The sequence below is a fragment of the Leptospirales bacterium genome (assembly GCA_019694655.1).
Classification (GTDB): Bacteria; Spirochaetota; Leptospiria; order Leptospirales; family Leptonemataceae; genus SSF53.
In genome coordinates this window covers 18,791-43,801 of record JAIBBN010000002.1, presented here as the reverse complement: position 1 = coordinate 43,801, position 25,011 = coordinate 18,791, and the positions used below count along the sequence as shown (strand labels likewise).

General features: G+C 59.9%; 21 protein-coding genes and 1 riboswitch. Of the genes, 5 read left to right on the top strand and 16 right to left on the bottom strand.

The window, feature by feature from the left end:
• Positions 1-2: 2 nt before the first annotated feature.
• From K1X75_03435 to K1X75_03425, 3 genes are read right to left on the bottom strand one after another with little or no spacing between them, the layout of a single operon-like run.
• Positions 3-1,322 carry a polysaccharide biosynthesis C-terminal domain-containing protein gene (locus tag K1X75_03435; protein ID MBX7057093.1) on the bottom strand — a complete coding sequence of 440 codons (1,320 nt, stop codon included), beginning with the start codon at positions 1,320-1,322 and terminating at the stop codon, positions 3-5.
• A gap of 41 nt (positions 1,323-1,363) precedes the next feature.
• A complete protein-coding gene (locus K1X75_03430; protein MBX7057092.1) occupies positions 1,364-2,368 on the bottom strand; it encodes a fructose-bisphosphatase class II in 1,005 nt (334 codons plus the stop codon).
• On the bottom strand, positions 2,347-2,934 hold the full coding sequence (locus K1X75_03425) for a hypothetical protein (protein MBX7057091.1): 588 nt from the start codon (positions 2,932-2,934) through the stop codon (positions 2,347-2,349). Before K1X75_03425 ends, K1X75_03430 begins: the two co-directional genes overlap by 22 nt.
• 155 nt (positions 2,935-3,089) lie before the next feature.
• On the opposite strand from K1X75_03425, the gene K1X75_03420 reads away from it, so the two are divergent.
• Positions 3,090-3,947: a 1-acyl-sn-glycerol-3-phosphate acyltransferase gene (locus K1X75_03420; GenBank protein ID MBX7057090.1), complete on the top strand. Its 858-nt coding sequence runs from the start codon at positions 3,090-3,092 to the stop codon at positions 3,945-3,947.
• Between the two features lie 64 nt (positions 3,948-4,011).
• Here the strand turns inward: K1X75_03420 and K1X75_03415 are convergent, their stop codons facing one another.
• Positions 4,012-5,409, bottom strand: a complete 1,398-nt coding sequence (locus tag K1X75_03415; GenBank protein ID MBX7057089.1) for a PEGA domain-containing protein — start codon at positions 5,407-5,409, stop codon at positions 4,012-4,014.
• A 127-nt stretch (positions 5,410-5,536) separates the two neighbouring features.
• A complete protein-coding gene (locus tag K1X75_03410; protein ID MBX7057088.1) occupies positions 5,537-8,293 on the bottom strand; it encodes an AAA family ATPase in 2,757 nt (918 codons plus the stop codon).
• 146 nt (positions 8,294-8,439) lie between these two features.
• Between K1X75_03410 and K1X75_03405 the strand changes: the two genes are divergently transcribed.
• Positions 8,440-10,275, top strand: a complete 1,836-nt coding sequence (locus tag K1X75_03405; protein ID MBX7057087.1) for a DUF115 domain-containing protein — start codon at positions 8,440-8,442, stop codon at positions 10,273-10,275.
• Here the strand turns inward: K1X75_03405 and thiC are convergent.
• From thiC to K1X75_03390, 3 genes are all read right to left on the bottom strand, one after another.
• Positions 10,230-11,885 carry a phosphomethylpyrimidine synthase ThiC gene (thiC, locus tag K1X75_03400; protein MBX7057086.1) on the bottom strand — a complete coding sequence of 552 codons (1,656 nt, stop codon included), beginning with the start codon at positions 11,883-11,885 and terminating at the stop codon, positions 10,230-10,232. The genes K1X75_03405 and thiC overlap by 46 nt on opposite strands.
• A gap of 44 nt (positions 11,886-11,929) precedes the next feature.
• Positions 11,930-12,050, bottom strand: a riboswitch (TPP riboswitch).
• A 45-nt stretch (positions 12,051-12,095) separates the two neighbouring features.
• Complete coding sequence (locus K1X75_03395) at positions 12,096-13,853, bottom strand: acyl-CoA dehydrogenase family protein (protein ID MBX7057085.1); 1,758 nt, start codon at positions 13,851-13,853, stop codon at positions 12,096-12,098.
• Positions 13,854-13,855: 2 nt separating this feature from the next.
• Entirely contained in the window at positions 13,856-14,065 is a 210-nt protein-coding gene (locus K1X75_03390; GenBank protein ID MBX7057084.1) for a hypothetical protein, read from the bottom strand.
• A 331-nt stretch (positions 14,066-14,396) separates the two neighbouring features.
• Here K1X75_03390 and K1X75_03385 point away from each other — a divergent pair, with 331 nt between their 5' ends.
• Positions 14,397-15,569: a beta-lactamase family protein gene (locus tag K1X75_03385; GenBank protein ID MBX7057083.1), complete on the top strand. Its 1,173-nt coding sequence runs from the start codon at positions 14,397-14,399 to the stop codon at positions 15,567-15,569.
• A 38-nt stretch (positions 15,570-15,607) separates the two neighbouring features.
• A complete protein-coding gene (locus K1X75_03380; GenBank protein ID MBX7057082.1) occupies positions 15,608-17,056 on the top strand; it encodes a beta-lactamase family protein in 1,449 nt (482 codons plus the stop codon).
• Here K1X75_03380 and K1X75_03375 read toward each other — a convergent pair whose 3' ends face one another.
• The 8 genes from K1X75_03375 to K1X75_03340 all read right to left on the bottom strand — a co-directional run bounded on the left by K1X75_03375 (position 17,057) and on the right by K1X75_03340 (position 24,633).
• On the bottom strand, positions 17,057-17,944 hold the full coding sequence (locus K1X75_03375) for a prolyl oligopeptidase family serine peptidase (GenBank protein ID MBX7057081.1): 888 nt from the start codon (positions 17,942-17,944) through the stop codon (positions 17,057-17,059).
• Positions 17,941-19,389: an APC family permease gene (locus tag K1X75_03370; protein MBX7057080.1), complete on the bottom strand. Its 1,449-nt coding sequence runs from the start codon at positions 19,387-19,389 to the stop codon at positions 17,941-17,943. Before K1X75_03370 ends, K1X75_03375 begins: the two co-directional genes overlap by 4 nt.
• A gap of 40 nt (positions 19,390-19,429) precedes the next feature.
• Positions 19,430-20,044 (bottom strand): hypothetical protein, encoded by a 615-nt coding sequence (locus K1X75_03365; protein ID MBX7057079.1) that lies wholly within the window; start codon positions 20,042-20,044, stop codon positions 19,430-19,432.
• Positions 20,041-20,556: a crossover junction endodeoxyribonuclease RuvC gene (locus tag K1X75_03360; protein MBX7057078.1), complete on the bottom strand. Its 516-nt coding sequence runs from the start codon at positions 20,554-20,556 to the stop codon at positions 20,041-20,043. The genes K1X75_03365 and K1X75_03360 overlap by 4 nt, the downstream gene beginning before the upstream one ends.
• Positions 20,557-20,626: 70 nt before the next feature.
• The gene (locus K1X75_03355; protein ID MBX7057077.1) at positions 20,627-21,388 is read right to left on the bottom strand and encodes a YebC/PmpR family DNA-binding transcriptional regulator; all 762 of its coding nucleotides are present in this window, start codon (positions 21,386-21,388) and stop codon (positions 20,627-20,629) included.
• Between the two features lie 56 nt (positions 21,389-21,444).
• Complete coding sequence (locus tag K1X75_03350; GenBank protein MBX7057076.1) at positions 21,445-22,086, bottom strand: threonylcarbamoyl-AMP synthase; 642 nt, start codon at positions 22,084-22,086, stop codon at positions 21,445-21,447.
• A 13-nt stretch (positions 22,087-22,099) separates the two neighbouring features.
• Positions 22,100-22,738 (bottom strand): hypothetical protein, encoded by a 639-nt coding sequence (locus tag K1X75_03345; GenBank protein MBX7057075.1) that lies wholly within the window; start codon positions 22,736-22,738, stop codon positions 22,100-22,102.
• 62 nt (positions 22,739-22,800) lie between these two features.
• Positions 22,801-24,633, bottom strand: a complete 1,833-nt coding sequence (locus K1X75_03340) for a CHAT domain-containing protein (GenBank protein MBX7057074.1) — start codon at positions 24,631-24,633, stop codon at positions 22,801-22,803.
• A 106-nt stretch (positions 24,634-24,739) separates the two neighbouring features.
• Here K1X75_03340 and K1X75_03335 point away from each other — a divergent pair, with 106 nt between their 5' ends.
• Entirely contained in the window at positions 24,740-25,006 is a 267-nt protein-coding gene (locus K1X75_03335; GenBank protein MBX7057073.1) for an acylphosphatase, read from the top strand.
• Positions 25,007-25,011: the final 5 nt, after the last annotated feature.

Sequence of the window (25,011 nt, the reverse complement as noted above, 5' to 3'; positions counted from 1 at the left end):
GCCTACACGATGTTACGCGCCTCCCCTGTGGGTGCAAACGGAAAGCGGCCGCTCAAGAAAAACTGGCGGTAGCAAAAGAGTAAGAACAGCCATCCGCAGGCCTGGCCCAGGAGACTGGCCCAGGCGGCCCCTTGAATTCCAAACTCACGATAGAGAATCAGGTTGAAGACCAGACCGCCGAACATTCGCAGTCCTGCCTCGATTGCGATGAGTCGCGGCTGATTCAGCGCAAAGAGCGCGACCCCCAGCGGCGCAAAATAAATGCGCAATATGAAATTAGGAAAAAGGATATAGAATACCGTTACCGACTGTAAATAGTCCGGTCCGTTCCACCAGAGGATGAACCATGGAACGATCCAGAAGCCGGGCAAGAACAACACGGCGGCTGCGGCCAGCCACGGATAAAATCGTAGAAAAAAGGTACGGTACTCATCGGCGCTTTGCAGTCGCGCCAGTCTTGGCAGCAGCATTGTGGAGAGAGTGGCAAGCAAGATCAAGAACCCCTGCAGCGGCATGCGCGCCGCGCCAAACAGGCCGTTGTCGCTGGCGCGCGTAATGATCAGGGGCTCCATCCATTCGGCAAGGATGGCCAGAAAGGCAGCGGCAAGCGTCCACACGTTGAAGCGCAGCAACTGCAAGATCCACGGACGCCATTCGGCAGCTGGCGGAGCGCCAAGGAAATGATCCGCCGGAAAAAAGAAAAAGAAAGCAAAGGAGGCGAGGTAAGGCCCCAGGGCAAAGGCATAGAGCAGATGCTCGGCGCGCAAATTGCCTCCATCGCCAACAACCAGCGCAGCCAGCAGGAAGATGCGCAACAAGCCAACAACCGGCAGCCACAGCGACAGCCGCGAATAGAATTCGTGCGCTACGAGAATGGAATCGAGGTAAGTCAGGAGGCCCAGGCCGGCGCCGCCCAGAAGAATCAACCAGGCCAGGGCAATGCGGTCCGGGTGCGACGCGGCCATCAGTTCAAAAGCCATTCCGGGAACGGAAACGTAGGAGCTCAGCGCGACGCCGCCGGTATACAGCAAGGCAAGCGCGGCCGCAAAAACAAATGCGGCAATCTTGAGCGCTGCCGAGGCGCGCAGGATAGCGCGTACGACGCGCTGGTCGCCGCGCTGCACTGCCGGCGCCAGAAAACGTACCAGCGAAAGCTGCAATCCAGCTTCAGCGAAGGCCTGTACCACGAAGATGCGAGCCAGGGCCCAGGAGTAGATGCCAGCTTCTTCAATAGTAAGGAGTCGCGTCGAAGCCAGCGAAAAGATAATGGCAACCAGCGGATTGATCGTTCGCCCGGCGAACACAAATGCCGCTCGGCTCAAATTGGCAATCGCCAGGGCCGGTACGGTCTCCCTGTCCGCCATCAAATGCTGGCCTGATCGACGGAGCGCCCGTCGCGATGGAGAAGCCTCAGGACCTGGCCAGGCGTCCAGACCAGGGTATGCACGTCGTGACTCAGCCCCCCTTCTCGACGATGAATCGCAACGCCGGGCAAAACTGCAGAGCCATGGATGCCCGACATCGCAATCACTCCGTCCGCGCGCACCAAATCTCTTTCATGCAATTGGCGGCCTTCCAGTCCAAGCGCACGACATTCCGCTGCAGCGCTTTCATTGTGTGGCGCCATGCGGCCCAGAAAGCCAGCGCCTGTTTCGCGCGCCAGAAAGGCGATCACCACGCCCTCCGGCGCCCCGAAGACGCCATAAAGCATGTGCAAGCGACCGCTGCCGCGAAGAATTTCCACAGCGGCGCTGATACTTCCCGATTCGATTAAGGATACGCCGCCGCCGGCAGCCCGCAGCGCTGCAATCAAAGGCTCATGACGAGGTCGATCCTGGACCGCCACACAGAGGTCGGTCGGCTTCAGGCCCAGAGCGTCGGCTACCTGTTGCAGAACGAGCTGCGGCGGAGCGTCCAGGTCCAGAGCCCCATCGAGCAGAGCAGCCGCGGCCGGCGGAACCAGCAGCTGTTGCATGTAAGTGCCTGGCGTCGCCTGAATACTGCCAGCGCTTGAAGCCAGCACAACGCTCATGGAATCGGGCAGGCCCCGCGCGAAATTAGTTGTGCATTCTAAAGGATCTACGATTAAATCGATCTGGTCGCTGGCCCCGGCCTGCGCTCTGCGTCCAAGGCGTTCCCCGGCAAATAGCATGGGCGCCTCGTCCTTTTCTCCTTCGCCCAGTACAATATGAAAATTGCGATCCAACTCATTCAGACGATGGCGCATGCATTCCACGGCAATGCGGTCCGCGGAGTGCTTGTCCCCCTTCCCGGAAAGCGGCATTACCGCACGGGCGGCGGCCTCCGTAACGCCGGCCAGCTCGAGGCCCAGCTTTTGTAAGTCGTTCAGGGCGCCGGCTGCTGCCATTGGGTTACCATCCGACCGCGCGCGATGCCAAAAGAGCTGAAATCTTCAATCTCCAGCAAGGAACCGTCCGGAAGCTGAATGAGCCGCCGCTGGCTGTGAACGATACGATCCGCCATCAGAGGAGTGCGCGTATCCCCGGAGACCAGCAGGGTCGAACCAATCAAATCGCCGGCCTGATTCATCCCGTCCTGGGTCCACTGAATCTGGGCCAGGAAATCAGCCTGATAGCGAGCCGACCATTGCAAGGCGCCGCTTTCCTTGCGATCGGCGTAGAGGTAACTACGCTCTTCCTGGCAGACGCCGCTCAGCGCCGCCGGCCCGCTTCCACAGCGGCGGGTGCGAAGTATGACCTCGCGCAAGTCGCCGCTACGGTCAAAAAGCTGGGCTTTTCCAATCCAGACCCCGTGCAGGGCCTGGCGCAAGTCCAGCACGGGCCCTCGCTGCCGGTCGCCAGAATCGGCGCGCTTGCAACCTGGCAGACTCAGGAGCGGCGCCAGGCAGAGCGCCGCCAGAAGCAAGCCTGGCCGATGCCGGATTTGGGTGCGAGCCGGGGCGCGCTGGATCATGGCGTTCAGTCCCTCAGAATGCCTGCGTCGGGCAACCCCTTTCAGCAGGTTTCTGTCCGATCGAGCAAGGATCGGAGTGGCCGATGTCTCCGCCGCTTCCGAAAATAAACTTGCCTGGCGCGGCGCCGGGCGGAGATTCCAGTCTGGACCTTGTGATGCCTGAAGAAGAACGGGAAAGTCAGGAAACATTCAATCCGGAAGACCTGGCGCGCTTGTTTACCGTGCCCCTGGAACCGGCTCGCGTTTTGATGCGGACCTTGCTGGATCTCTTTCTTCATATAGAAGTATCCGGCGCGGAAAATATCCCGTTGGAAGGCGGCGCGATTCTGGTCTGCAATCATACCGACTACGTGGACGTACCGGTACAGGCCGTGCACAGCCCGCGTAAAATTGTCTATCTGGGCAAGGCCGAGCTCTTCGAACCGGAGCGCGACATTGCATCCTTCCTGTTTCGGGAGGGCTCCCCGCTCAATCTACCGGGCCTCAACGTAGTGAAGCCTATTGTCGAAGCGGCGCTGAATGTCTACGGTCAGGCGCACCGCGCACAGCTAAAGGAGTGGGGCGGCCATCCGATTATCCGCAATTTTCGCGGCGACGGCGCGCGCGCCGCAGTCGAATACTACCAGGAGCTGGAAGAGTTCATGGTCAATCTGCTCAAAGAAGGCATGATGTTGTCCATCTTTCCAGAAGGCACGCGCACTGAAACGGGGGTCATGGGACCATTCAAAGCAATGACCGCCAAGCTTGCCATACGAGCCGGCGTCCCCATCATTCCCTCCGGCATCAGCGGCTCGTGGAAGTTTACCTCTCTCGAGTCGGTACTGAGCGGCCGGCTGTTCAAACAAACCATAAGGTATCATATCGGTCAGCCTATTCTACCCTCCGAATTTCCGCAGGGTGACGAAAAGCGCGCCGCCAAGGAATTGACTGCATACCTGGAAAAGCAGGTCTACGCCCTCACGCAGCATCCGGAGCGCAGGGACCATCCGCGAACCAAAGCACGGGTCCTTTAAGTTCGAACGGCTACGTTTGCTCGCGCACATCCCGGCTTGCATTACGCTGGGCCAGGCCTGGCGCCTAAAAACTGAGCTGCCAGCCCAGCTGGACAAGGTCGTGGTCCAGTTCCCTTGCAGCTCCTGGCGCCGGCCAGTTGCCGCTCTCGACCGTCGACTCTGGCAGCTCGCCACTGGCATCCGGATCCAGTGAGCTCAACTCGACGTACAGAAACCAGCCTGCGGCTATCAGGCTAACGATTCCCAGAGCGCCGCCAATTCGAGCGTTGCCCTCTGCCCGATCCGCTCGCCGCTGATCGTTTTGCAGCCGCTGATAACCGTAAGCCGCCGAAAGCGCATCTGGAAATTGCTGATTCAATTGCCAGATGCCAAGCAAAGGAAAAACTGCCAGACTGCGATCCAGAATTCGTTCCTTACGTATATCGAAGTATACATAGACGCCGTAGCCGCCCAGAGCGCCAAGGGCGGAGTAGAACGAAAGGTCCAGATAGCTGTAGTCCAATATCGGGTGCGGATTGGCGTCCGGCGGCGGCAAAGCGCGAAGACTGCGGCGAACCTCAACCAAACTACCGTCGCGCATCTCCACTCCGACCAGCAGCGTTTGCATCCCGTCCTTCTCAATGCGCAATCGATGCGTCCCGGCCGGCAAGTCCTGACGCATCAGCGGCGTTTGGCCGATCCTTTCCTGATTGAGAAAGACGGTAGCGCCGGGCGGATCGGTTTCTACGCGCAAGGCTGCCTGCGTCCTCGTCCGGACCAACTCTACAAAGTGCTCGTTACGAGCGCCGGCGACAATACGGATCGGGCGGACAACCGGACTCATTCCGCTCTGCTCGACGCGTAATACATAGTCGCCGGGAGGGGCGCGACTTTCCAGCGGCGTGCGGCCGAGAAACAAATCGTCCAGATAGACCAGCGCCCCGCTCTGCGCTGTTGCCACGCGCAACGCTGCGCTGCCCTGGGCAAGCATCAACTCCAGCCTGTCGCCAGCTGATCCCAGGCTGCGATAGATATCCTCAACCGTGCTTTGTATTTCAATGGTTTGTATCGCACCATTGTGTGCGTTAAACAACTGCAGCCGCACGCGGAGCGGTCGTCCGCGCAGCCAGACGCTGCGCGGAGCGTCGGCAGGGGCCTCGGCATCGCCGTCCAGAAAGTCAAAGCTGCCGCGCAGCAAATAATCGGCGCGCAGCTGGCGCGCTTGCTGCGCCGGACTTTCTAACTGCTGCGTCCGGTAAAGTTCGTCACTGGCTTCGGCAACACTGATCTGCAAGCGCAGACGAAGAAATCGAGGGCCGCCAGCTGCGCCACGATCGCTGCGAACCAGAAATGTGGCTTCCCGTTCCTCTGCTGGCACAAAGACAGAGCGCTCGAGCCGGCCAGCCAGCAGTCGGACGATGCCCGCGCCCAGATAATCAAGCTCGCTCTGCCCGCTTTCATTGCGCAACGGCATCAGCAGCACAGTGCGATTCTCAGAATAAAACGCAGCCGAGGGGGGGTCAGCCCCCAGCGAATGCAATCCGCAAAGGACCGTCGCCAGCAGGGTCGTCGCAATACAGGCTGGCCGCACCAGGCGCCGACCTTCGTCCCTAAACTGCGCTTTCCTGCGCCTCTTTGAGTCTGACTGAAACAATCCGCGAAATGCCTGGCTCTTCTTGCGTGACGCCAAAGATTCCTTCAGCGCGCGACATGGTGAGCTTGTTGTGAGTAATGACCAAAAACTGCGTTCGCGGCGCGAACCGCGCCAGCATCCGCAGAAAGCGGGCCACATTGGTGTCGTCCAGAGGGGCGTCAATCTCGTCAAGGAAACAGAAGGGCGAGGGTCGAACCAGATATATGGCGAACATCAGGGCAATGGCCGTCATGCTCTGTTCTCCGCCGGAAAGCAACGAAATGGTCGAGTTCTTCTTGCCGGGCGGTTGCACCATGATGTCCACGCCGCTGTTCATTGGATCCTCGGGCTCAGTCAAAGAGAGATTGGCCCGCCCGCCGCCAAAGAGGACGCCAAAAATCTCGGCAAAATTCAACTGGATGCGTTCCATTGCATCGGTAAACTGCGAACGAGAGCGGGCATCAATGTCTTTGAGAATGCTCAAGATATTCTTGCGCGCCTCTTCGATATCCTTGCGTTGCCCGTCCAGCTCGCCATATCCCTCGCGCGCCCGCTCCAGTTCCTCGATGGCCAGTGCGTTGAATGCGCCCAGTTCCTTGATTTCAGACTGGATCTTGCGAAATTCAGTTTCTTCTCGCGCGCGCTCCAGCTTTCGCTCGCCAATCCGCTCGATCAACTCGCCGGGGCTCATCTGGTAATCATTGTAGAGATCCTCTTCTAACGAACTCATCGAAATACGCACCTGTTCGGCGGCCCGCTCCTGAAGACCGATTTCCGGCAGCGCGCGTTCTGAGGTTTCGGCCTCGGCGCGCGCCGCCTCGCGCAGCCGCCCTGCTTCCAGGCGGCTGGCTTCGATCTTTTTCTTGAGCTCGTGGATCTGCTGACTGTGAGCCCGCGTCCGTTCTTCGACAGCGCGAATCTCTTCGATCATGCGCTGCTCTTCGGCGCTCAGATTCTGGAATTCAGACTCCAGAGATTGCCGTTCCTCTCGCAAGTAGCGCAGGCGCTCTCCGGACTCTTGAAGCTGGGCCGCCAGCCCCTCGCGTTCGCGCACCTGTGATTCACGCCGTACCTCGGCGTCTTTGATAGATAGTTCCAGTTCGCGCTTGTGTCCGCGATCGCTCTCCAGACTTTCCGCAAGCTGACGCCGCTCCTGTTCCAGCTTGCGTTCCTGCTGCTGGAGTTCTTCTCGACGACGCGCAATCTCCTGCAACTCAGCATCGAGTCCTTCTTTCCTCGCCAGAAGACCGCTGCGATCAAAGAGCACCGTGCGCAGTTCTTGCTCCATGGCTTCATAGCGCTCAAACTCATCAAGCGCGCGCCTGAAGTCCAGGGCGCGGATGCGCTCCGCCAGATCAAAGTCGCCCTCTCCGGCTGCCAGTCTTTGCTCCGCAAGGCGCAGCAAATCGGCGCCGCGCTGCAGCCGGCCAGTCAATTCCTCGCGCAATTCCACGCGTTGCGGCTCGCGCTGCTCCAGTTCTCGTTTCTTGCGTTCCAGCTCCAGGATTAGATCGTGGGTGACGCTTTGAAGCTCGCCAAGCAATTCAGCCTGTCGATGTTCGCCGGCTTCTATTTCTAGCCGGCCGGATTGCACTGCCGCAAGGTTTTCATCCAGGCGCTTGCGCAGCGCCTCCAGCCGATCGTCCAGTTCGGTGTTGCGCCGCAGCAAGTCTTCGATGTCTGCATTGAGGTTCAACTCCAGCTGCAAAGAGGACTGGTGCCTTTTCTCGAGGTCGCCATGCTTGCGTTCTTCTTCATGCAAACGCTGGTCGAGCAGGTCTCGCTTGCGCAGACGTTCGCGCTTCTCCGAATCCAGTCGTTCCAGACCGCTGCGCATATTCTCCAGCGCTGAAATATCCTGATGCATTTCGCGGTCGAGTCGATGCATCTCCTCGATTTCGCGCTGATTTTCGCGTTCGATAGCCTCGATGCGCTCTTCAGCCTGACGCTTCTTTTCCAGGGACTGATCGCGTCGGCGCTTCAATTCGCCGAGCTTCTCTTCGGCGCGACGGCTTCGCTCCTGCAAGGAGCGCAGATTGAGGTAGCGCAGATGCAGATCGTGTAGATCGAGCTTTTCTTTCAGTTCCAGATAGCGCCGCGTCTTTTTGGCCTGACGCTCCAGATGATCCATCTCCTCGCGGCGGGCTCTGAGAATATCTCCAAGCCGCAGCAAGTTCTGCTCCGTAGCGTCCAGGCGATCCAGAGTTTCACGGCGTTCGGCCTTGAAGCGAGCGACGCCGGCCGCCTCGTCCAGCAGGACGCGGCGCGCTTCGGGGGTGCTTTTCAGGATCTCTGACATCCGTCCCTGCTCCATGATGGAGTAGGCCGACTTGCCAATGCCTGTATCCAGAAAGGCGCGCTCCACCTCACGACGCGTGCAGCGCTTTCCGTTGAGATAGTATTCGCTGGCGCTGGAAAGATACAGGCGGCGGCCAACCACGACCTCATCCGCGTCTATCTTCAGGGCGCGATCGCGGTTCTCGAAATGGATTTCGACCTCGGCCATGCCGGCCTGCTTGCGCTGCTCTGAGCCCAGAAAGACCACGTCTTCCATGCTTTTTCCGCGCAGACCTTTTGCGCTCTTTTCACCCAGCACCCAGCGCACGGCATCGAGAATGTTTGATTTGCCGCAGCCATTGGGTCCGACAATGCAGGTGATGCCGGGCTGCAAATCGATCTGCGTTTCGTCGGCGAAGGACTTGAAACCGATCATGCGTATTTTCAGAACCTTCACAGCGCGTCCCCCGGCCCTCAAGGGCCGCCTCAGGATTATGTCGTATTGGAATTGCGACCCCTCCAGGATGCCGGCAGGCCGCCGGTGGTCAGCCTCTTTTTGCCAGTCCTGGCCCCTGAGTTATCCACGCTTGATTCACAGCCCCCATGCATGAGCCGCAACTGATTGCCGAGATCTTGCGCCGTAAGCCGTACCTTTTGCGCTACTTGCAGGCGGACTCTGCGCCGCGCAGCGCCGAAGCGCCGGCCGAGTCCTATCAGCTGCGACCAACGCGCGCCGGCGAAGCGGTCCCGGTGCTGGTGCGCCGCGAAGGAGAGCAGTTTCTGGCTTCACGCTATGATCTGCGACGCGAGGCAGAGCGTATGTTGCCCCCGCAAGAGGCGCGGATGCATCGCGCTCAAATTGTCGTACTGCTGGGTTTGGCCAATCCACTGGCGCCCTTGCTGATGCTAGAGCGCATGAAGGAGCAACAAATTCTGCTGGTGCTGGAGCAGAACTTGCGATTGGCGCAACTGGTTGCCACTCAATATCCGGGATTTGAGGCCCTCCTGCTGCGGCCCAACGCTCATCTCTTTGCGGGCGAGGACGGATTGCAACTGCTGGATCAGTACCTGGAGGCGCTGCCCGCCGATAGCTTGAGCGGCATCCGTTTCGTGCGTCATCCAGCGACGCAGCGAGCGGACGCAGACTACTACGAGCGCGCCGAGCGGCGCATTCGCAGCCTGTTGCGCTCGCGCATGTCCGACCTCCTCACTCGCTTTGAGTTTGAACAATCATGGATTGCCAATATTGTGATCAATTCACGTCTGCTCCCGCCGCAAAGCGCGGATCGCCCGGCGGCCACAGTTGGCGCCTTTGCCGGCGCGCTGGCCGGCATGCCGGGAGTGGTCGTCTCCACCGGTCCTTCGCTGCGTTCCAGTCTGCCTTTGCTGGCTCGCTTGAAAGAGCGCGCTTTCATCCTGGCCTGTGACGCATCGCTGAAACCAATGTTACGCTACGGCCTGGCGCCCCATGGCGTTATCACACTGGATGCACAGAAGCACACCTTGCGGCATCTGGCGGGCGAGGAGCGGCTCTCTGAGTGCCTGCTCTTTGCCGACCTGGTGGCCTCGCCCTTCACCTTGCGCGCTCTGCATGCACAGCGACTGATCTTTTCTACTACAACGCGAATCACCGCCGCGGTCGACGGGCGGCTCCGGCGCGAGGACACGCCTGGCGCGGAACACGCCGAGCGCTTGCATGGTCCCATTGGCGGGCTGCAGAGCGGCGGTTCTGTCGCAACCACCGCTTTCGATCTCTTGCGCAATCTTGGCTGCGATCCAATCATTTTGATTGGCCAGGACCTTGCCTACACCGGCCGCAAGATCCACTGCTCGGGAACGCACCATACGGAACGCTGGCTGGCGCAACTTGGCCGAACGCTGAGTTTCGAAACGATCAATGAGCGCATCGTGCGACGCCGGGAAACGATGCCAGTGACCGCCATGGACGGCGAACAAACCCTTGGCGACTTTGTGCTGTCGCTGTACCGACAGTGGTTTGAGGAATCAGCGGCTCGCCTTTCTATTCGCCTGGTCAATCTAAGCGCTGCGGGGGCGCACATTGAAGGATTCGAAGAGCCGACAAATCGCGAGGCCTTTGTCGATAGCCTGCCGCTGCTGCATAATCCTGCGCGGGTTTTCCTGAGCGCGCCGCCAATGGAACACTATGAACATCCAGAGAATCGGCGTCTTTACCGCCTGGCGCGGCGCGCGGCAGCCGCCGAGGCAGATCGCGAAACCCTGTTTTCCGAATTTCCGATGACCCGCCGCCTGATTCGCCGCGCCGAGATCTATATCAAACGCAACCAGGAGAAGCTTGGGGCCGAGCGGGCTACGCAAGTCTACGAACGCTATGCCGGCGAGGCCTTGCGGCGCTTTGAACGGCGGCTTCGTCCCTACTTTGGCGACGACGCCGAGACCGGATCTGAGGCAGCACGGTAGAGTTCGCCGCCTCCGCTGCGAAATTCGGCGCTTTTCTGGGCCATTCCGTGCGCCGCCTCCTGATCACGGAGCTGCTGGCTGAGTTCCATCGAACAAAACTTTGGTCCGCACATGGAACAGAAGTGCGCCTTCTGTGCGCCCTCGGCGGGCAATGTCTCATCGTGAAAGGCCTGCGCTGTTTCCGGGTCTATGGCCAGTCGGTACTGGTCGCGCCAGCGAAACGAAAAGCGGGCGCGACTGAGCGCGTCGTCGCGATCACGGGCGCCCGGATGATTCTTGGCCAGATCGGCGGAATGCGCTGCAATCTTGTAGGCGATGACGCCCTGTTTCACATCGTCGCGATCGGGCAGTCCCAGGTGTTCCTTGGGAGTTACATAGCATAGCATGGCGCAGCCACTGGCGCCAATCATGGCGGCGCCGATGGCCGACGCAAGGTGATCGTAGCCCGGCGCAATATCAGTAACCAGCGGACCAAGCGTATAGAAGGGCGCCTCGTGGCACCACTCCAGTTGTTTTTGCATGTTTTCGGCGATCATGTGCATCGGCACATGACCCGGACCTTCGTTCATCACCTGCACATCAAAATCCCAGGCGCGCAAGGTGAGTTCGCCCTGCGTTTTCAGTTCGGCAAATTGCGCCTCGTCATTGGCGTCGGCAACCGATCCAGGACGGAGTCCATCGCCAATCGATACCGAAATATCGTAAGCTGATAGTATCTCGCAAATCTCATCCCAGCGCGTGTAGAGGAAGTTCTCCTGATGGTGAGCCAGGCACCATTTGGCCATAATCGCCCCGCCGCGACTGACGATGCCGGTGATTCGGCCGGCGGTCAGCGGCACGTAGCGCAGCAATACGCCGGCATGAATGGTGAAGTAATCGACGCCCTGCTCGGCCTGCTCGATCAAAACGTCGCGGTAGATTTCCCAGCTGAGGTCTTCGGCGCGGCCGCCAGCTTTTTCCAGGGCCTGGTAGATCGGCACGGTGCCGATCGGAACCGGACTGTTGCGCAGGATCCATTCGCGGGTTTCGTGAATTTGCGCGCCAGTGGACAGATCCATGACTGTGTCCGCGCCCCAGCGAATGGCCCAGACCAGCTTCTCCACTTCTTCGGCAATAGAACTCTTCACCGCCGAATTGCCGATATTGGCATTCACCTTCACCAGAAAGTTGCGGCCAATGCACATCGGCTCCAGCTCGGGGTGTCGGATGTTGGCCGGCAGAATGGCGCGACCGCGGGCCAGTTCATCGCGCACAAATTCCGGCGTCAGATTCTCGCGCAGCGCCACAAACTCCATCTCCGGAGTGATTTCGCCGCGCCGGGCGTAGTGCATTTGCGTCACCCGTGCGCCGGGCGATGCGGCGCGAGCCTGTATCCACGGAGCGCGTAGCGGCGGCAGGCCGCGCTGCAAATCCACCTGAAAGTTGTGTTCTGTATAGGGACCGGAAGTGTCGTAAAGGCGCAGACGCTGCCCGTCCTCCAGCTCCACTTTGCGCACCGGAACGCGCAACTGATCGGGAACAAGATACTCCTTGCTGGAACCGGGAATGGGCCCGAGACTCAAGCTTTCCTGGACGGAAGCAGTTTGAAATGGATTGGCAGCAGATCCCATGCAGTACTCCGCCGGCGCTCGGGCTGCAATCGGGACGGAATGAATACCGACCTGCCGCGCTTCCCTTCGCCGGTCTTAACCGTCAGGTTCGAGGGCTTCTCTCCGCGCGCCCGCGAGGACAAGGAGAGTCTCAGGCCGTAGCCGCGGCCGCACCCAGCGTCAAGGACAGGCAGCGGACAGGACAGGCAACGCCGCAAACAAAAAACGCACTCAACCGGCGGCCGGCTCCGGCAGGGCCGCCTGGGCGGCCGCCACCCGCTGACGGGCCAGACGCAAATAGACCTCGAAGGCCTTGCGCTTACGTTCCGCAAATTCGCCCGACCATTCGCCTTCCAGCAAATCACACTGTGCTGCCAGCAGCGCCGTCGCCAGCGCCGCGGCTACGGATTCCACTGCATCGCGCGCCAGATAGTCGCGCTCGCTACGCGCCAGCTGCAAAACGCATTGTGCCACGGCCCGCGCCCGCTGGTAAAGGGCGCGACATTGCTCTTTGCGAGAGTCGTCGCCTAGATTCTCAATGCGCTCGTGAAAATCCAGATGAACGACATCGCGCTCGCCAAGGCCGCTGGTGAATGCCGCCAGCGCTGCGTTGATATGAATTTGCGAAGTTCCCTCGTAAATTGTGGAAATGCGCGCATCACGAAAGATACGCGCAATATCAAACTCCTCGGTAAAGCCGACGCCGCCATGAATTTGCATTGCATCGTAGGCAATCCGATTGGCGCCCTCTGAACATTCCAGCTTGGCCAGCGAAGTCCACAGATGCGAGATTCGATCCAGACGGCTTGCTTCTTCGTCGCGACGTATTTCGCGATCGCCATGCCCGGCCTCAATCAATTCCTCACAGCGCTGCTCGTAGAGTTCCACATATTGTGCGGCCTGAAAGACCAGGGCGCGATTGGCCTGCAGCCGGGCGTCCATCTCGTCCAGCATCCGCGCCACTGCCGGATGCGTTTCGATTGCCGCGCCAAATTGCTTTCGCTCGCTGGCGTACTTGCGCGCCTCGCTCAACGCCGCCTGAGAAATTCCCACGGACTCAACTGCCACGCCCATGCGTCCGCCATTTAGCATGGACATCACATACTTGATCAATCCCTCGCCTTCCCTGCCGATCAGCACTGCCGGCGCGTTGTCGTAGACAATCTCGCAGGTCGGCGAACAAACCAGTCCCAGTTTGTGTTCAATGCGCGACACTTCGACGTCCTTGCCGTGCACCAGAAAAAAGGAAAGGCCGCGGGCCCCATCGCCAGAGGTGCGCGCCAACGTGAAGAGGATCGCCGGTCGGTCGCCAACGCCGCAACCATGGGTAATGAAGCGTTTGGCGCCGCTGATACGATAGCTGCCGTCGGCCTGCAGTTCGGCGCGTGTGCGCACGTGCGCCAGGTCCGATCCATAGTCCGGTTCGGTCAATGCCATGGCTGCCGAAAGCTGGCCGGAAACAATCTGCGGTATGTAAAGCTGCTTCAAGTCCTCTGGACCAAAGCGTCGGAGCACATCTGCCAGAAAACTGACCGCCACGGAAATCTCAAAGGAGTTGTCAGCGCGAGTCAGCATCTCCTTCAAGGCCATGGATACTGGCAGCGGAAAATTGAGACCGCCCCACTCGCGCGGCAGAGGAAAGGAAAGAAATCCAGAGTCCGCCGCTTCCTGATAGAGCCGCGCATAGTCCGGCGGGAATTGCACCGACCCGTTTTTCAGCTTAAGTCCGTGCTGCTCCATGCTGCGCGCACAAGGAGCGACGCGCTTGCCGGCAAATTCGCCCGCCAGCTGCAGCGATTCGAAATAGAAACTCTGCGCCTGCGCCAGATCGGCGGGGGCCAGAGCAAAGCGCTCGTCGCCTTCTTGCTGATAGCGCTTTGCATCGCGAAAGGAGCGTTCCCGTCGCGCTACAATGCGATCCCAGTCCAGGCAGCGCTGCAGATTGAAGCGCAAGTCGGGATTGTCTTCGAAGTAATTGCCGCTGAGCACAATCAGGCCAGCAGATTAATGCGAAAATTTTCCAGCGGCCTTTGACCGGTTTTGGCGCCGACCGTGCGCAGATCGCTTTCGGGCTGACGGGCGGCATCCGACTCGCTGAGCAGCGCCACGGGAGCGGGCATGTTGTGCGTGGTCAGCTGGCTCTTCGAGACCATGTGGCTGGCCGAATTGTTCTCATGGGCGGCAGAAATCTCACGCAACATAGAGGACTCCTGAACACAGTAAGCCCTGGCGCAGAGACAAACTCAAGCCTTTCTCGGCACTTGCCACTCCCGGGCCCCAATTTAGCGCCAATTAGCGCAAACTGTGGACGCCTGGAGGCCGTATCGGGTCCGCCAGCCGCAGTGACTTGAGCTTGACTTGTTGCGGTGCACAAAAAAAGTGCTGCACCTGCGCCTTTTTACTCAAAGGCGCAGGCCAGGGGCCGATCCAAATATGGAAGTGATCGCCCGTTTTTTAGACAGAATGCTGCCAGGCCGTAATCATTCTCATCGCAAGCGCGCTACCCGCTGGCTATGGCGCGCCGGCAGCCTGATGACAGGGCTCCTGCTGGCCGCATTGGTCCAGAGCATTGCCGGAGAAGGCGGCCAGCCCGCGCCAATTGCAGAAAGCCCCTGGGGTCTGACCCTTGCAGCCTACGTTCGTGACGGCGGGCCGCAACGGGGTTTTGCTCGCTGGGCCAGGGAAACCCAGCCGGAACTGCGCAGCAGCGACGCCGTACAGCGCGCAGCGACAGAACTGGACAAGCACATGGCCGCAGCCACCGGCGGCGCCTCTATCCCGATGGCCGCCATGGCCATTACCCGCGAAGGGGCCACACTGTACCGCAGCGAACATGGTTTGAACGTCGATAGCCTCTTTCCGGTAGCATCGGTGGCCAAGACCTTCACGGCGGTGGCAGTCCTGGAGCTGGCTGATCAGGGGCGACTCCAGCTCGATGATGAGATCGGACGCTACCTTCCCGAGCTGAGTTTTGCTCAGCGTCCGGAAGGCGGGCGAGCGGTCACAATTCGCCATCTATTGCAACATAGTTCTGGCCTGCCCTATTTTGCCCGGGGCGGCGGAACAAACCTGCGCTGCCCGCATAGCGGAATGGCGCTCTACATTCCTTCGCAATATAAGCCAGCCGGGGAATCACATTTTTACTCCAATTTTAATTACAATGTACTGGCCTGCCTGATTGAGCGCGTTTCCGGCGAGCGATTCGACGAATATGTTACGAATCAGGTGCTGCGACCGGCCGGGATGGACCATTCGAGGCTTTCGCCAGCATCCAATGGCGCCGCGGGACTGAACAGCACCGTGGCCGATATGGGCCGCTTTCTTTCGGTGGTCTTTGACGAGCGCAGCCCCCGCCCCTTGCTGTCTGCTCAGATGCGCGCCGAAATGATTGCTCCGCCGGCATTTCTGAAAGGTCGTGTTGGGCGGGATGAGATGTACTACGCCCTTGGCGTGCGCGTGCAGTACCGGCACGGACATCCCGCAGAGGTCTACCACACCGGGGTCTGGTACAATACCTTTGCGGAGATGCGCTATTTCCTGACGCAGGGCGGGGCCATGGCAACCATTGCCAATCCGCCCGACTTTCGTTCGCCCTTGCTCTATGGTTTCCGTGACACAAATCCGCTTCTGGGCGGACGTTATCTTGACGCCGCAAACCAATTCGTCGATTCTTCGTCTAATATGGTCGGCGCGGCCGGATACTGAAGTCAGTTCCATTTACCGCCGCCCGCGTCAGCAGCAAAATGGGCGATAGCAAAGCGCGCGGACTTCTCTGGCTACTGGCGGCAATGCCGACCATTCTTGTGCTGCGTCCGTACTGTTCCAGTTTCGGTTCTTCTCCTCTCTGGCAGGCCGCCGATCCCATAGAGTTGCGTCTTGAGGCGGAGGACACACAACGCTATATCCGACTGGTTGAGGCCTGGATTGGCGACTCTGCCGCACGAGGGCTGACTCCCTCGGTTGCCGCGGGCGTGGTTGCGAACGGTCGACTGGTTTGGTCGACCTATTACAGAACCGATCCAACGCGCTCCTACGGATTGGCATCAATTACCAAGACCGTCACCGGACTGGCGATGATGCAGCTGGTGGAAAGCGGTAAAGTGCGTCTCGATGACCCGGTAACCCGCCATCTGCCAGACGTGCATATCTCACGCTATGAGCTGCGTTCCAGAAACGTAACCATCGCCGACCTGCTGTCCCATACCGGCGGTCTTCCGGATTTGCGCTATTACCAGAATCCGGAATGGAAGCAGCCGCCGAATAGCGGCATGCCCTTTGCGTTGCCGTTGCAGGTCTATCCTGCTGGCAGCCACTACCGCTATTCGAACCACGGCTTCATCTTGTTGGGCGAAATCATCAAGAGGAAGACCGGCCTGAGCATCCCTGAATACTACGCCAAACATATCTTTGAACCGGGCGGCATGGACCGCGCCCGTTTCACCGATCATCACAGCGGCGCCTATGGATTGACCATGACGCTGCCTGACCTTGCCGCGTATGCCGCACTCTGGTTGCAGCGCGGGCGAGGCATTCGCGGTCAACGCCTGCTGGATGACGAAACCGTGGATCGCATGCTGCGGGCGCCGCTCTTCTTTCCCGACGGCGACGCTCACGCCTATTGCGGCCTGGCCTGGCGGGTCGAACGTCGCGCCGGCCATATCGTAAGCTTTTATCATATTGGCGGCGCCGATGGCGTCATGTCTTGGGTCCAGATGTTTCCAGAGCATGGCGTAGCTATTGTCTACCTGGGAAATCCGCCGGCCATGGTCGATGATCTGATGGCGCGCATTCCTGATTTGCAGAATCGGCTGGCGCTTCTGGCTACAGCCATCGCCGGCGCGTCCGCACCGGTGAATCGATTTCAACAAAGCGTTGCCGGCAGCCAGGTTGCGCAGCTGCTGCCTGGCTCTTATCGCAATCCCTTGAACGGCGTATCGATCGAGATCGAACAAGGCGCAGGCGGATTGCGACTGCGACGCAGCGGACGCGGCTGGGAAGAACTCCGACCGCGCTCGGCCCGCGAATTCAGTACGCGGTCACAGCTCTACGATTTTAGCTTTTACTCGCCAGACGAAGCGCCGGCAGGCATTGCCACAGTGCAGGAATACTTTTTGCGCGAACGGGCCGATACGCCGGCCGCCTCCGGGGCCGTGGCCGGCGGCCAGAGCGAAAGAGACGCACAGCAAAACTGATCAGTCAGCGGTCGACGGCGCGACAAGATCAAAGAACTTGAATGCCGGCTGCAGCTGCGAGCTCCAGAACCCAAAATCATGGCCCGCGGCCGGCGATGAAAACTCGATTGGGAGTTGCGGGTGCAATCGACGCAGCTCGGAGAAAAAACGCTCGCTTTGCTCAAAGGGCACTACGGCGTCATTGCGGCCGTGGGCAATGTAGAGCGGCGTCTTCCATTCCGCCGCCCGAATCTGCGGATTGTCCGGGCCTGCCCAGCGCTCGGGAAATTGGTGCAGCGGTCCGTAGACGCCGTTCATCAAACGATCGCGCGGCATGCGGCGCTGGTCAAAGTCGCCAGATAGTGCGGCCGCGGCGCTCCAGAGCGTCGACCGGGCCAGGGCCAGCAGCGCTACGCCGCGCGCTCCGGTTGAAAGCCCAAGCAGAAAGTTAGACTGCCCTTCCCGAAAGAGACCGCGTTTCTGCAATTCCGGAATCAAAATTTGCAGGACCCACTGTTGGCCTGGCATCGTCGACCAACGCAGACGGGTTTCGGGATAATAGGCCGATTCATATAAAGTCGTATTCATCTCTGGCGCCGCCAGACATAGACCGCGCTGCGAGGCCTCATTGTAGAGAGCCGTTTCTTCCAACCAGCGGTGACGGGAAAATTTCCAGCCGGGCAATAGCAGTACGGCGCCGCGCAATGCGCCTGCTCGCGGACAGAATAGCGTGAGCGCTACAGTTCCGTTAGAACCCGGTGCAGCCGGCAATAGCAACTCGTTTTCGCCGCGCAGCGCTGTCAGCTCAGCGTCCATTCCCGGCGCAGCCTGACCTGGACCGCTGCAGACCACCAGCAAGGGCAGCAACCAGAACGCTGCGCAGCTGATCGCTATGCTACGGACTTTCACGGCGCCAGCTCCGGTCGATTCCGGCGCCAGATACTGAAGATGACCAGGCCAATGACAGTCATAACACCCGCCGCGAGCGCTGAGACCCGGCTGCCCGGATCAAAGACCAGAGCGGAGGCGATAATCGCCGCCAGCGCACCAATGTAGAAGACCGGCAGCAACGGATAACCAAGAGCGCGGGCCAAGGCCTTGTTCTGCATGGTATGGACCGCATGCGCCGCGCCAAGTCGGCGTCGCAAAACGAAAACGCAGGAGATGGTTAGCATCGAAAGAAAGAGCATCACCATGACCGAAAGATTCAAAATCGCATCCAGGTTGCGCATGACCAGAATCAAGAGACAGGCGAGACCGGCCTGCAGCCACAGCGCAATATGCGGCGTCTGAAATCGGCGATGGAGTTTCCCTACGCTCTCCAGGAAGACGCGATCGCGAGCCATGGCCAGATAAAGTCGACTGCCCCCAAGAATGGTGGTATTCAGACTGCTCATGATGAACAGGGCTATGACGATAGCCATCAACGCGCCGGCGTTTTGCCCTAGAAAATGCCCCGCAGCCAGAGCGGAAACATCCGCCGGGTGGTTGGTTTGAAGGCTTTCAAAAGGCGTCGAAGCCAGCAACGACAGACAAAACAATAAGTAAAGCGCCGTTACGGCGGCAACGCCAATGATCATCGAAAGTGGAATATTGCGCTCCGGCTGTTTGATGTCTTCCGCCAGATAGAGCGTAACATTCCAGCCCGTGAAGGCAAAAAAGACCGGAAGCAGCCCGGCGCCAAGGGCCGAAAAGCCAGGCAAGGCCAGGGGCCCGTTTAGATTGTGACGTAAATTCTCCATGCTGGCGTCGCCTGATAGCGCTGCGCCAAGTGCGGCAACAGCAATGATGCCCAGAGCCGCCGCCGGCGCCAGAGTCGCCAGACGCTGCAGGATCATACCCCGCATAATGCCAAAGTGATTGATCAGTGTAATCGAGAGAACCAGCGCACAGGCGACGGCATGCCTGAGTTGAAAAGACCACGTTTGCGCCTCCAGCCCTGGCAGAGTCAGGAGCGTCTGCTCCATCGCCGAACCAAAGAGCGTGCCACCCTGGTAGCTGGCTACAGCGGTGGCCATGGCGGCAATCGAACCAGTATAGGAAAACAGCAAACTCAAGTATCCGTATAGAAACCCAAAGAACAGACCGTAGGTGCGTTTAAGAAAAATGTAATCGCCGCCCGCCTGCGGCATCAGAATGCCAAGTTCGGCGGAACTCATGGCGCCGGCAAAGGCAATCAGCCCGCCGGCCAGCCATAAGAAGAGAAATGCCCATGGATTGCCCGCGGCGCCGGCCACCAGGGGCGGCATGATAAAAATGCCGACGCCAATCATATTGCCGGCAATAACAACAATGGCGTCGCGCAATCCGATGCGTCTTTCCAGCTCTGGCTGACTCGATTGGTCTGCTGACATCTATTTTCCTGCTTTGTTAAGTTTCGAAGTCAATGCTGTCTCAGATACGACGCAAGGCCTCGCCAATCCAATCAGCGGCGGCAAGCCTCTGAGCCGCTTCGCTGCCAATTGAATCGGCGGCGGCCTGCAGTGCACGCAGAGCTTCCTTATCCTTGTAGCCAAGCTGCAGCAAGGCTTGAAAGGCAAGGTCCTGCTCCCCGCTGAGTGCGCTGGCCGGCGCCGTCGGCTCGCTGATCAACTTCCGCCAGCGATCGGCGCGGCGATTGACCTCGAAGACCAGCGTCTCGGCGGTCGCCTTACCCACTCGCGGGATTCGCTGCAGCGCCTTCAAATCGCCAGCGCCGCAGAGCCGCAACAGGCTGGCGCCATCCAGGTGGCTGAGCAGCGACAACGCCAGCGAAACGCCTACGCCCTTCAAATTTTGCAGCTGGATAAAGAGCTCGCGATCGGATCGATTGAGGAATCCAAACAATCGTTGTTCGTACTCTGCAAAGTGATGGTAGACTTCTAGCTCGGCGGCAGAGCCGATGCCAGCGGATTGCAGCGTGGAAAGCGCCGGCAACGGAGTGTGGACTTCATAGACGACTCCGCCGGCGAGGACGAATACGCGCGCCGGGCCAAAGCCAAGGACCTCGCCGCGCAGGCCCGCAATCATTGCCAACCGCCGACGACCCGAGTCAGGGCCTTTGCGCCTCGCAGCTGCAAGAAGCCGGCAATGGCGCCGGCCAGGGCGTCGGCCGCATCGTCCGGACGAATCGCCTCATCAATTCCCAGCAGTCGTCGCACCATCAACTGGATTTGCGCCTTGTCCGCTCGGCCGCCGCCAGCGATGGCGCTCTTGATCGAACTTGGAGAGAGCTCCAGAACGCCAAGCTGGCGCGAGCCGGCCAGAGCCAGCAGTACGCCTTGCGCCTGATAGACGCCAGCGGCGGTGGTCAAATTGCGGCCGAAGAACAGCTTTTCCATCACCAGGTGATCCGGGAGATATTCGCTCAACAATGCGTACGCCGCTTCGTGCAGCTCCGCCAATCGTGCGCCTATCGTCAGTGCGCTGCTGGTCTCAATGACGCCGTAGGCACAATGGCGAAAGCCCGGCTGCATCCGGCAGCTCTCAATGACGGCCCAGCCAGTCCGGCCGTACCCAGGGTCAAAGGCCAGCACCTTCATTATGTCGCATTGCCGGCGCGCACCAGCCGGGCGTCGACGACTTTTGCAGCGTCCTCGGGTTCCTCGCCGCTCAGTCCTGCTGCAAGTCGCTCAACAAGGAATCGCTGACATCCATGTTGTGGTAGACCGCCTGGACGTCGTCATGGTCCTCCAGCTTCTCGACCAGGGTCAGAATCTTGCGCGCCGCGTCGGCGTCATCGATCAGCTTTTCGGCGCCTTCCATGGCGCTCATGCGGATGGAGCTTTCGGCGCTGGGCACATCCCTGGCGGCCAGGCTTTCCTGGAGTTGCGCATAGTCTTCTGGAGCGCCAAGTACGACGTAGTACTCTTCTTCGGCGCCTACATCCTGGGCGCCAGCCTCGATGGCAAGTTCAAAGAGCGTAGACTCATCGATTGCACGGCGCGGAATCATAATGAAGGCCTGGCGTTGGAAGAGCCGCGACACTGCATTGCTTTCCGCAAGACTGGCGCCATACTTGGCCAGGATGCTTTTGATTTCGGGAGTGGTCCGCGATTTCTTGTCCGTCAGCGCCTCGATGATCAGGCCGACGCCGCCAGGGGCGTACGCTTCATAGACGACTTCTTCGAAGGTCTGCCCTTCCAGTTCGCCAGCGCCTTTCTTGATGGCGCGCTCCATAGTATCGCGCGGCATATTGCTGGCACGCGCCTTGGAAATAGCAATGCGCAGACGGCTGTTGGCATCGGGGTCCGCTCCGCCCAGACGCGCCGCAACCATCAACTCGCGAACAATACGATGGAAGATGCGCCCGCGCGCGCGGTCGACGCTATCCTTGCGGTGTTTGATATTCGCCCATTTAGAATGGCCGGACATACTTTCCTCTCTCTGCCAGGAGTTCCCGGAGATCCAGAGTGCAGCCTGCAACGGCGCTACTCTGGCGCATCCCCGGAAGTTACGATCATTTCAGCCAGATCGCTGATATCGCCGGCGCCGGATCGCATCAAGCGAATTTCGCCGTCGCTGCAATCGAGCACTGTCGAGAATTCGTGCGTGCGCAGGCCGCCGTCCACGACGCCAGCCAGCTGCTGTCCGTACATTCGGTCCAGCTCCTCCGGATCGGTCATGTATTCATCCGCCTGAATAATCGATGAGGAAACCAGGGGTCTGTCGAGCTGCTCCATCAGGGCGGCATGCAACGGATGATTCACAAAACGAATGCCAACCTCCTTGCGCTTGCCAACTCCGCGGCGATCGACCTGCCGATTGGCGTGCAGAATGAAGGTGTAAGGACCCGGGGCGTGGGCCTTGATGAAACGAAAGAGAGGCTGCGGAATGCTCTGTGCGTACTGGCTGGCCATGGCCAGGTCGCGGCAGAGCAAAGAAAGCGGAGCGCCCTCCTTCATGCGCTTCAGACGATAGATTTCGTTGATAGCCCGGGGCGCCGATAGCAGAGCGCAAAAAGCGTATACGGTATCGGTAGGCAGGATGTAGACCTCGCCGCGATGCAGCCCGGCCAGCAGCTGTTGCACGACGCGCTTCTCCGGATTCTGCGGATGCACTCGAATCAGCACGCGGTCAGAAAATTTACGCCGCCTTTACTTCCAAACACTTTCGCAGGTCCTCGTCCCAGACCGCTGCCAGGGGGCGGTCGGCGTCCAGCAGGGCGCAGAGGGCCGCCACGCAGTCCTCGCTATCGCTCCACGGCGATTCAAAGGAAGAGCTGATCTGCGGCTGGAGGACGTCCAGACGCCGGCGGCAGAGTCGCAGATAGGCGGCCTGCGCCGCGACGTTTCTTTCTACAGCGTCCAAATCAGCGTGGCGCCGCCAGAATTCGAACCAGCGCACATCGCCCATCAAACGCGAATACTGCAAATCATCTTCGGCCGCCGCAGCCGCAAGTCTGGCGTAAACGCCGGTCTCGTCCCGCTCTTTGTTGCGGCAGTCATAACTGAGGCAAATCGAGGCCCCGTAGAAGCCGACATCTTGCGCTTGCGGGTCGCCGGTCTCAAGAGGGTGGATCATGCAGCCCAGTCGACCAGGCCGTCTCAGCAAGGGACCATAGAAAGGGCAGACATAGACTTCCCGATTACGGCGTTCAATGCCGCTTTCCGTAGCTTCCTGTTCACGCCGGTAGCGCAGGAATCCCCCTCGCCCTTCTTGCTTCGCCTGATCAAGCGCTGAGCGCCGCGCCGCCAGCAGTGCGTTCAGTTGCGCCTCGCTCAATTCAAGATTGAAGCATCCACAGCAGGCCCCGCAGGCGCGGCGCTTCGCCTGGCAGGCGCCGCTCACTGTAGCCGGGCCGCGCCTTGAAACGCCGAGGCCTCAGCTGAGAATTCCGGCAGCTGCAGCTGGCCGGCTGTGTTGCAAGCCACGCCCGACCACAAGGCGAAGAGCGCTCGCCTGGCGCTGCTGAAATAGAAGACGCGGCCGCGGCCCGCTTCCAGCAGCTTCTGTGTCTCCGGTTCGTAAAACTCGGCCGGCAGCACGCGCATCGTGGCTGCATGCTGACCGCTCAACGATATGGCATCCTCGCCGCTGGACGGGAAGTAGAAGATCTGGCAGCGACCGAGGGCGGCCAGGTCATTGAGCAGATTGTCCAGAAAATACTGGTAGGTCACCGCCAGAGAATCAAACTCGTCGCTGGCCAGTTCGCCGCCCAGCCAGCTTTCGCGAGCGCCAATCATCTTTTCGATTTGATCACGGTGCAGATACATCGACTCCATCAGCCGGCCGGCCGCCAGTTCCATATGCAAGGAGCGTACGGCGCCCAGCGATTCGTAAATCGCCTCGCCCAACTCGCGGAGCGTCGTAAAGCTGGCGTCATCGGAGGGCGCGGTAAGGCTCAGTCGACGGCAGTTGCCGAAAACAATTGCGCCGACCATCGATAGCAGCGACTCCAGCAACAGCCAGAGATTCAGCAACTGCCGCTGCGAGTCGGAACTGTCCTGCGATTTCTGGACTTCGCTGTAGGCGCGGGCAATGGGCAGTGGATAGCGCTCCAGAACGCGCCGAACAAAGAGCACGCTGCGCGAAGCCTCGAAGGAGCGACGATTGGATTCGCGATAGATGCGCGTCATCGGATTGCCGTGCAGCACATAGTTGGCCCAGGTAAAGTCAGCCGGCGGAAAGGCGCGCCGGGCGTGACGACGCGCTTCAAATAGCGCCTCGCCTACGCTCTTTTCATCGAAAAGCGCACGGTAGAATTGCAATGCGAAATCATAGGTCAGGCGGCTGTCGCGAATTTCCCAGTTTGTGCCAACGTAGTTGCCAATGCCAGTTTTCAAGAACGCCCCGGCCAGATCGTTGAAGCGCGCCGGCATACCTTCCCCTGCCGTCTCCTCCTCGGTCTCGGTTGCGGCGCTCAAGCAACTGTTCGAGAATACCAGCGCCGGGGCCAGACCGGCTTTTTCAATCTCCCGCGCCCGAAGCACCTTGCCATCGGACAGCAGCCAGCCGCTTTCCTGCTGTTCCTTGCTGTAGTGCATATGGCCGGCAAAATGAATGATATCGCGATCCTTAACAGCGTTGAGGATTCCCAGCTTCGTAATACGGCGGCCGGCCATAAACTGCACATCCAGCCGATCCGGGCTGACCTCGGCGTTCAACGATTCAAAGAGCCCTTCGCCCTCCAGACGCGCCCATTCCAGGTCCTCGGTAGGATCGGCAATGATCAACATACGCAGACGATCTCGCTCCGCGCGCGTCTGGTCTCGCCAGTAGCCAGCTACATTCTTGCCCAGAAAGAAACGATCGGCAAGAAAGGAGCGTCCGTCATGGAGCAGCTCCCAGGGAATGTTACGCAAACTGTGGTCGACGTGCAGGAAGACAAAGGCATCCTGCGCGGCGCGCAGTCGCTCCTGGATAGCTTCTGGAAAAAACTGCAGGTAGAAGGTCTCGCCAACACGCCGCAATTCGCGCAGCAGGTCCTCGCCGGGGGCCAGAGCGCTTGCGGCCAGAGAATTCTGGGCCATGCGGTTTACTTCGGAAAGAAACTCCTGGATCAAATCATCGTCGACGCGCGTTTGCAAGTGAGCTTCGCGCGCCGGCAGTCGCCCCTGGATCACATTGAAGACATTCGTCACGTTGACGCGGTCGATGATCAGGCTGACAAATTCCATGACCGAAAAGACAGCGGCCTGGCGGCGCGCCGACAGCTGAAAGTGTTTGCCGAGAGCGGGCGCCGTCTACTCCTTTCTCCATTCGCCAGCGACGGGAGGCGACAGAATGAATGCGTACCGATACCTGGTCCGCGGTCGAGTTCAGGGCGTAGGCTATCGCCAATACTGTATGAACCTCGCCAGTCGATTGGCGCTATCCGGATTTGTTCGCAACCTGGCGGACGGCAGTGTCGAGCTGGTCTGTGCGGACAATGGACGGCTTGAACAAGTGGAAGCCGCCCTGAAGAAGGGTCCGCCTCTGGCCCGCGTCAGCGAAGTGGAACGCGTCGACTGGAAAGGCGAAACTCCTTCGCCCTTTGAGTTGCGCGGCTGACTCCG

What these genes read in the sequence shown, in the direction of transcription:
- K1X75_03430 (MBX7057092.1), bottom strand. Translation starts at nt 2,368, where the DNA reads ATGGCAGCAGCCGGCGCCCTGAACGACTTACAAAAGCTGGGCCTCGAG.
- K1X75_03425 (MBX7057091.1), bottom strand. Translation starts at nt 2,934, where the DNA reads ATGATCCAGCGCGCCCCGGCTCGCACCCAAATCCGGCATCGGCCAGGC.
- K1X75_03420 (MBX7057090.1), top strand. Translation starts at nt 3,090, where the DNA reads ATGCCTGAAGAAGAACGGGAAAGTCAGGAAACATTCAATCCGGAAGAC.
- K1X75_03405 (MBX7057087.1), top strand. Translation starts at nt 8,440, where the DNA reads ATGCATGAGCCGCAACTGATTGCCGAGATCTTGCGCCGTAAGCCGTAC.
- thiC (MBX7057086.1), bottom strand. Translation starts at nt 11,885, where the DNA reads ATGGGATCTGCTGCCAATCCATTTCAAACTGCTTCCGTCCAGGAAAGC.
- K1X75_03390 (MBX7057084.1), bottom strand. Translation starts at nt 14,065, where the DNA reads ATGTTGCGTGAGATTTCTGCCGCCCATGAGAACAATTCGGCCAGCCAC.
- K1X75_03385 (MBX7057083.1), top strand. Translation starts at nt 14,397, where the DNA reads ATGACAGGGCTCCTGCTGGCCGCATTGGTCCAGAGCATTGCCGGAGAA.
- K1X75_03380 (MBX7057082.1), top strand. Translation starts at nt 15,608, where the DNA reads ATGGGCGATAGCAAAGCGCGCGGACTTCTCTGGCTACTGGCGGCAATG.
- K1X75_03370 (MBX7057080.1), bottom strand. Translation starts at nt 19,389, where the DNA reads ATGTCAGCAGACCAATCGAGTCAGCCAGAGCTGGAAAGACGCATCGGA.
- K1X75_03365 (MBX7057079.1), bottom strand. Translation starts at nt 20,044, where the DNA reads ATGATTGCGGGCCTGCGCGGCGAGGTCCTTGGCTTTGGCCCGGCGCGC.
- K1X75_03360 (MBX7057078.1), bottom strand. Translation starts at nt 20,556, where the DNA reads ATGAAGGTGCTGGCCTTTGACCCTGGGTACGGCCGGACTGGCTGGGCC.
- K1X75_03355 (MBX7057077.1), bottom strand. Translation starts at nt 21,388, where the DNA reads ATGTCCGGCCATTCTAAATGGGCGAATATCAAACACCGCAAGGATAGC.
- K1X75_03340 (MBX7057074.1), bottom strand. Translation starts at nt 24,633, where the DNA reads ATGGAATTTGTCAGCCTGATCATCGACCGCGTCAACGTGACGAATGTC.
- K1X75_03335 (MBX7057073.1), top strand. Translation starts at nt 24,740, where the DNA reads ATGAATGCGTACCGATACCTGGTCCGCGGTCGAGTTCAGGGCGTAGGC.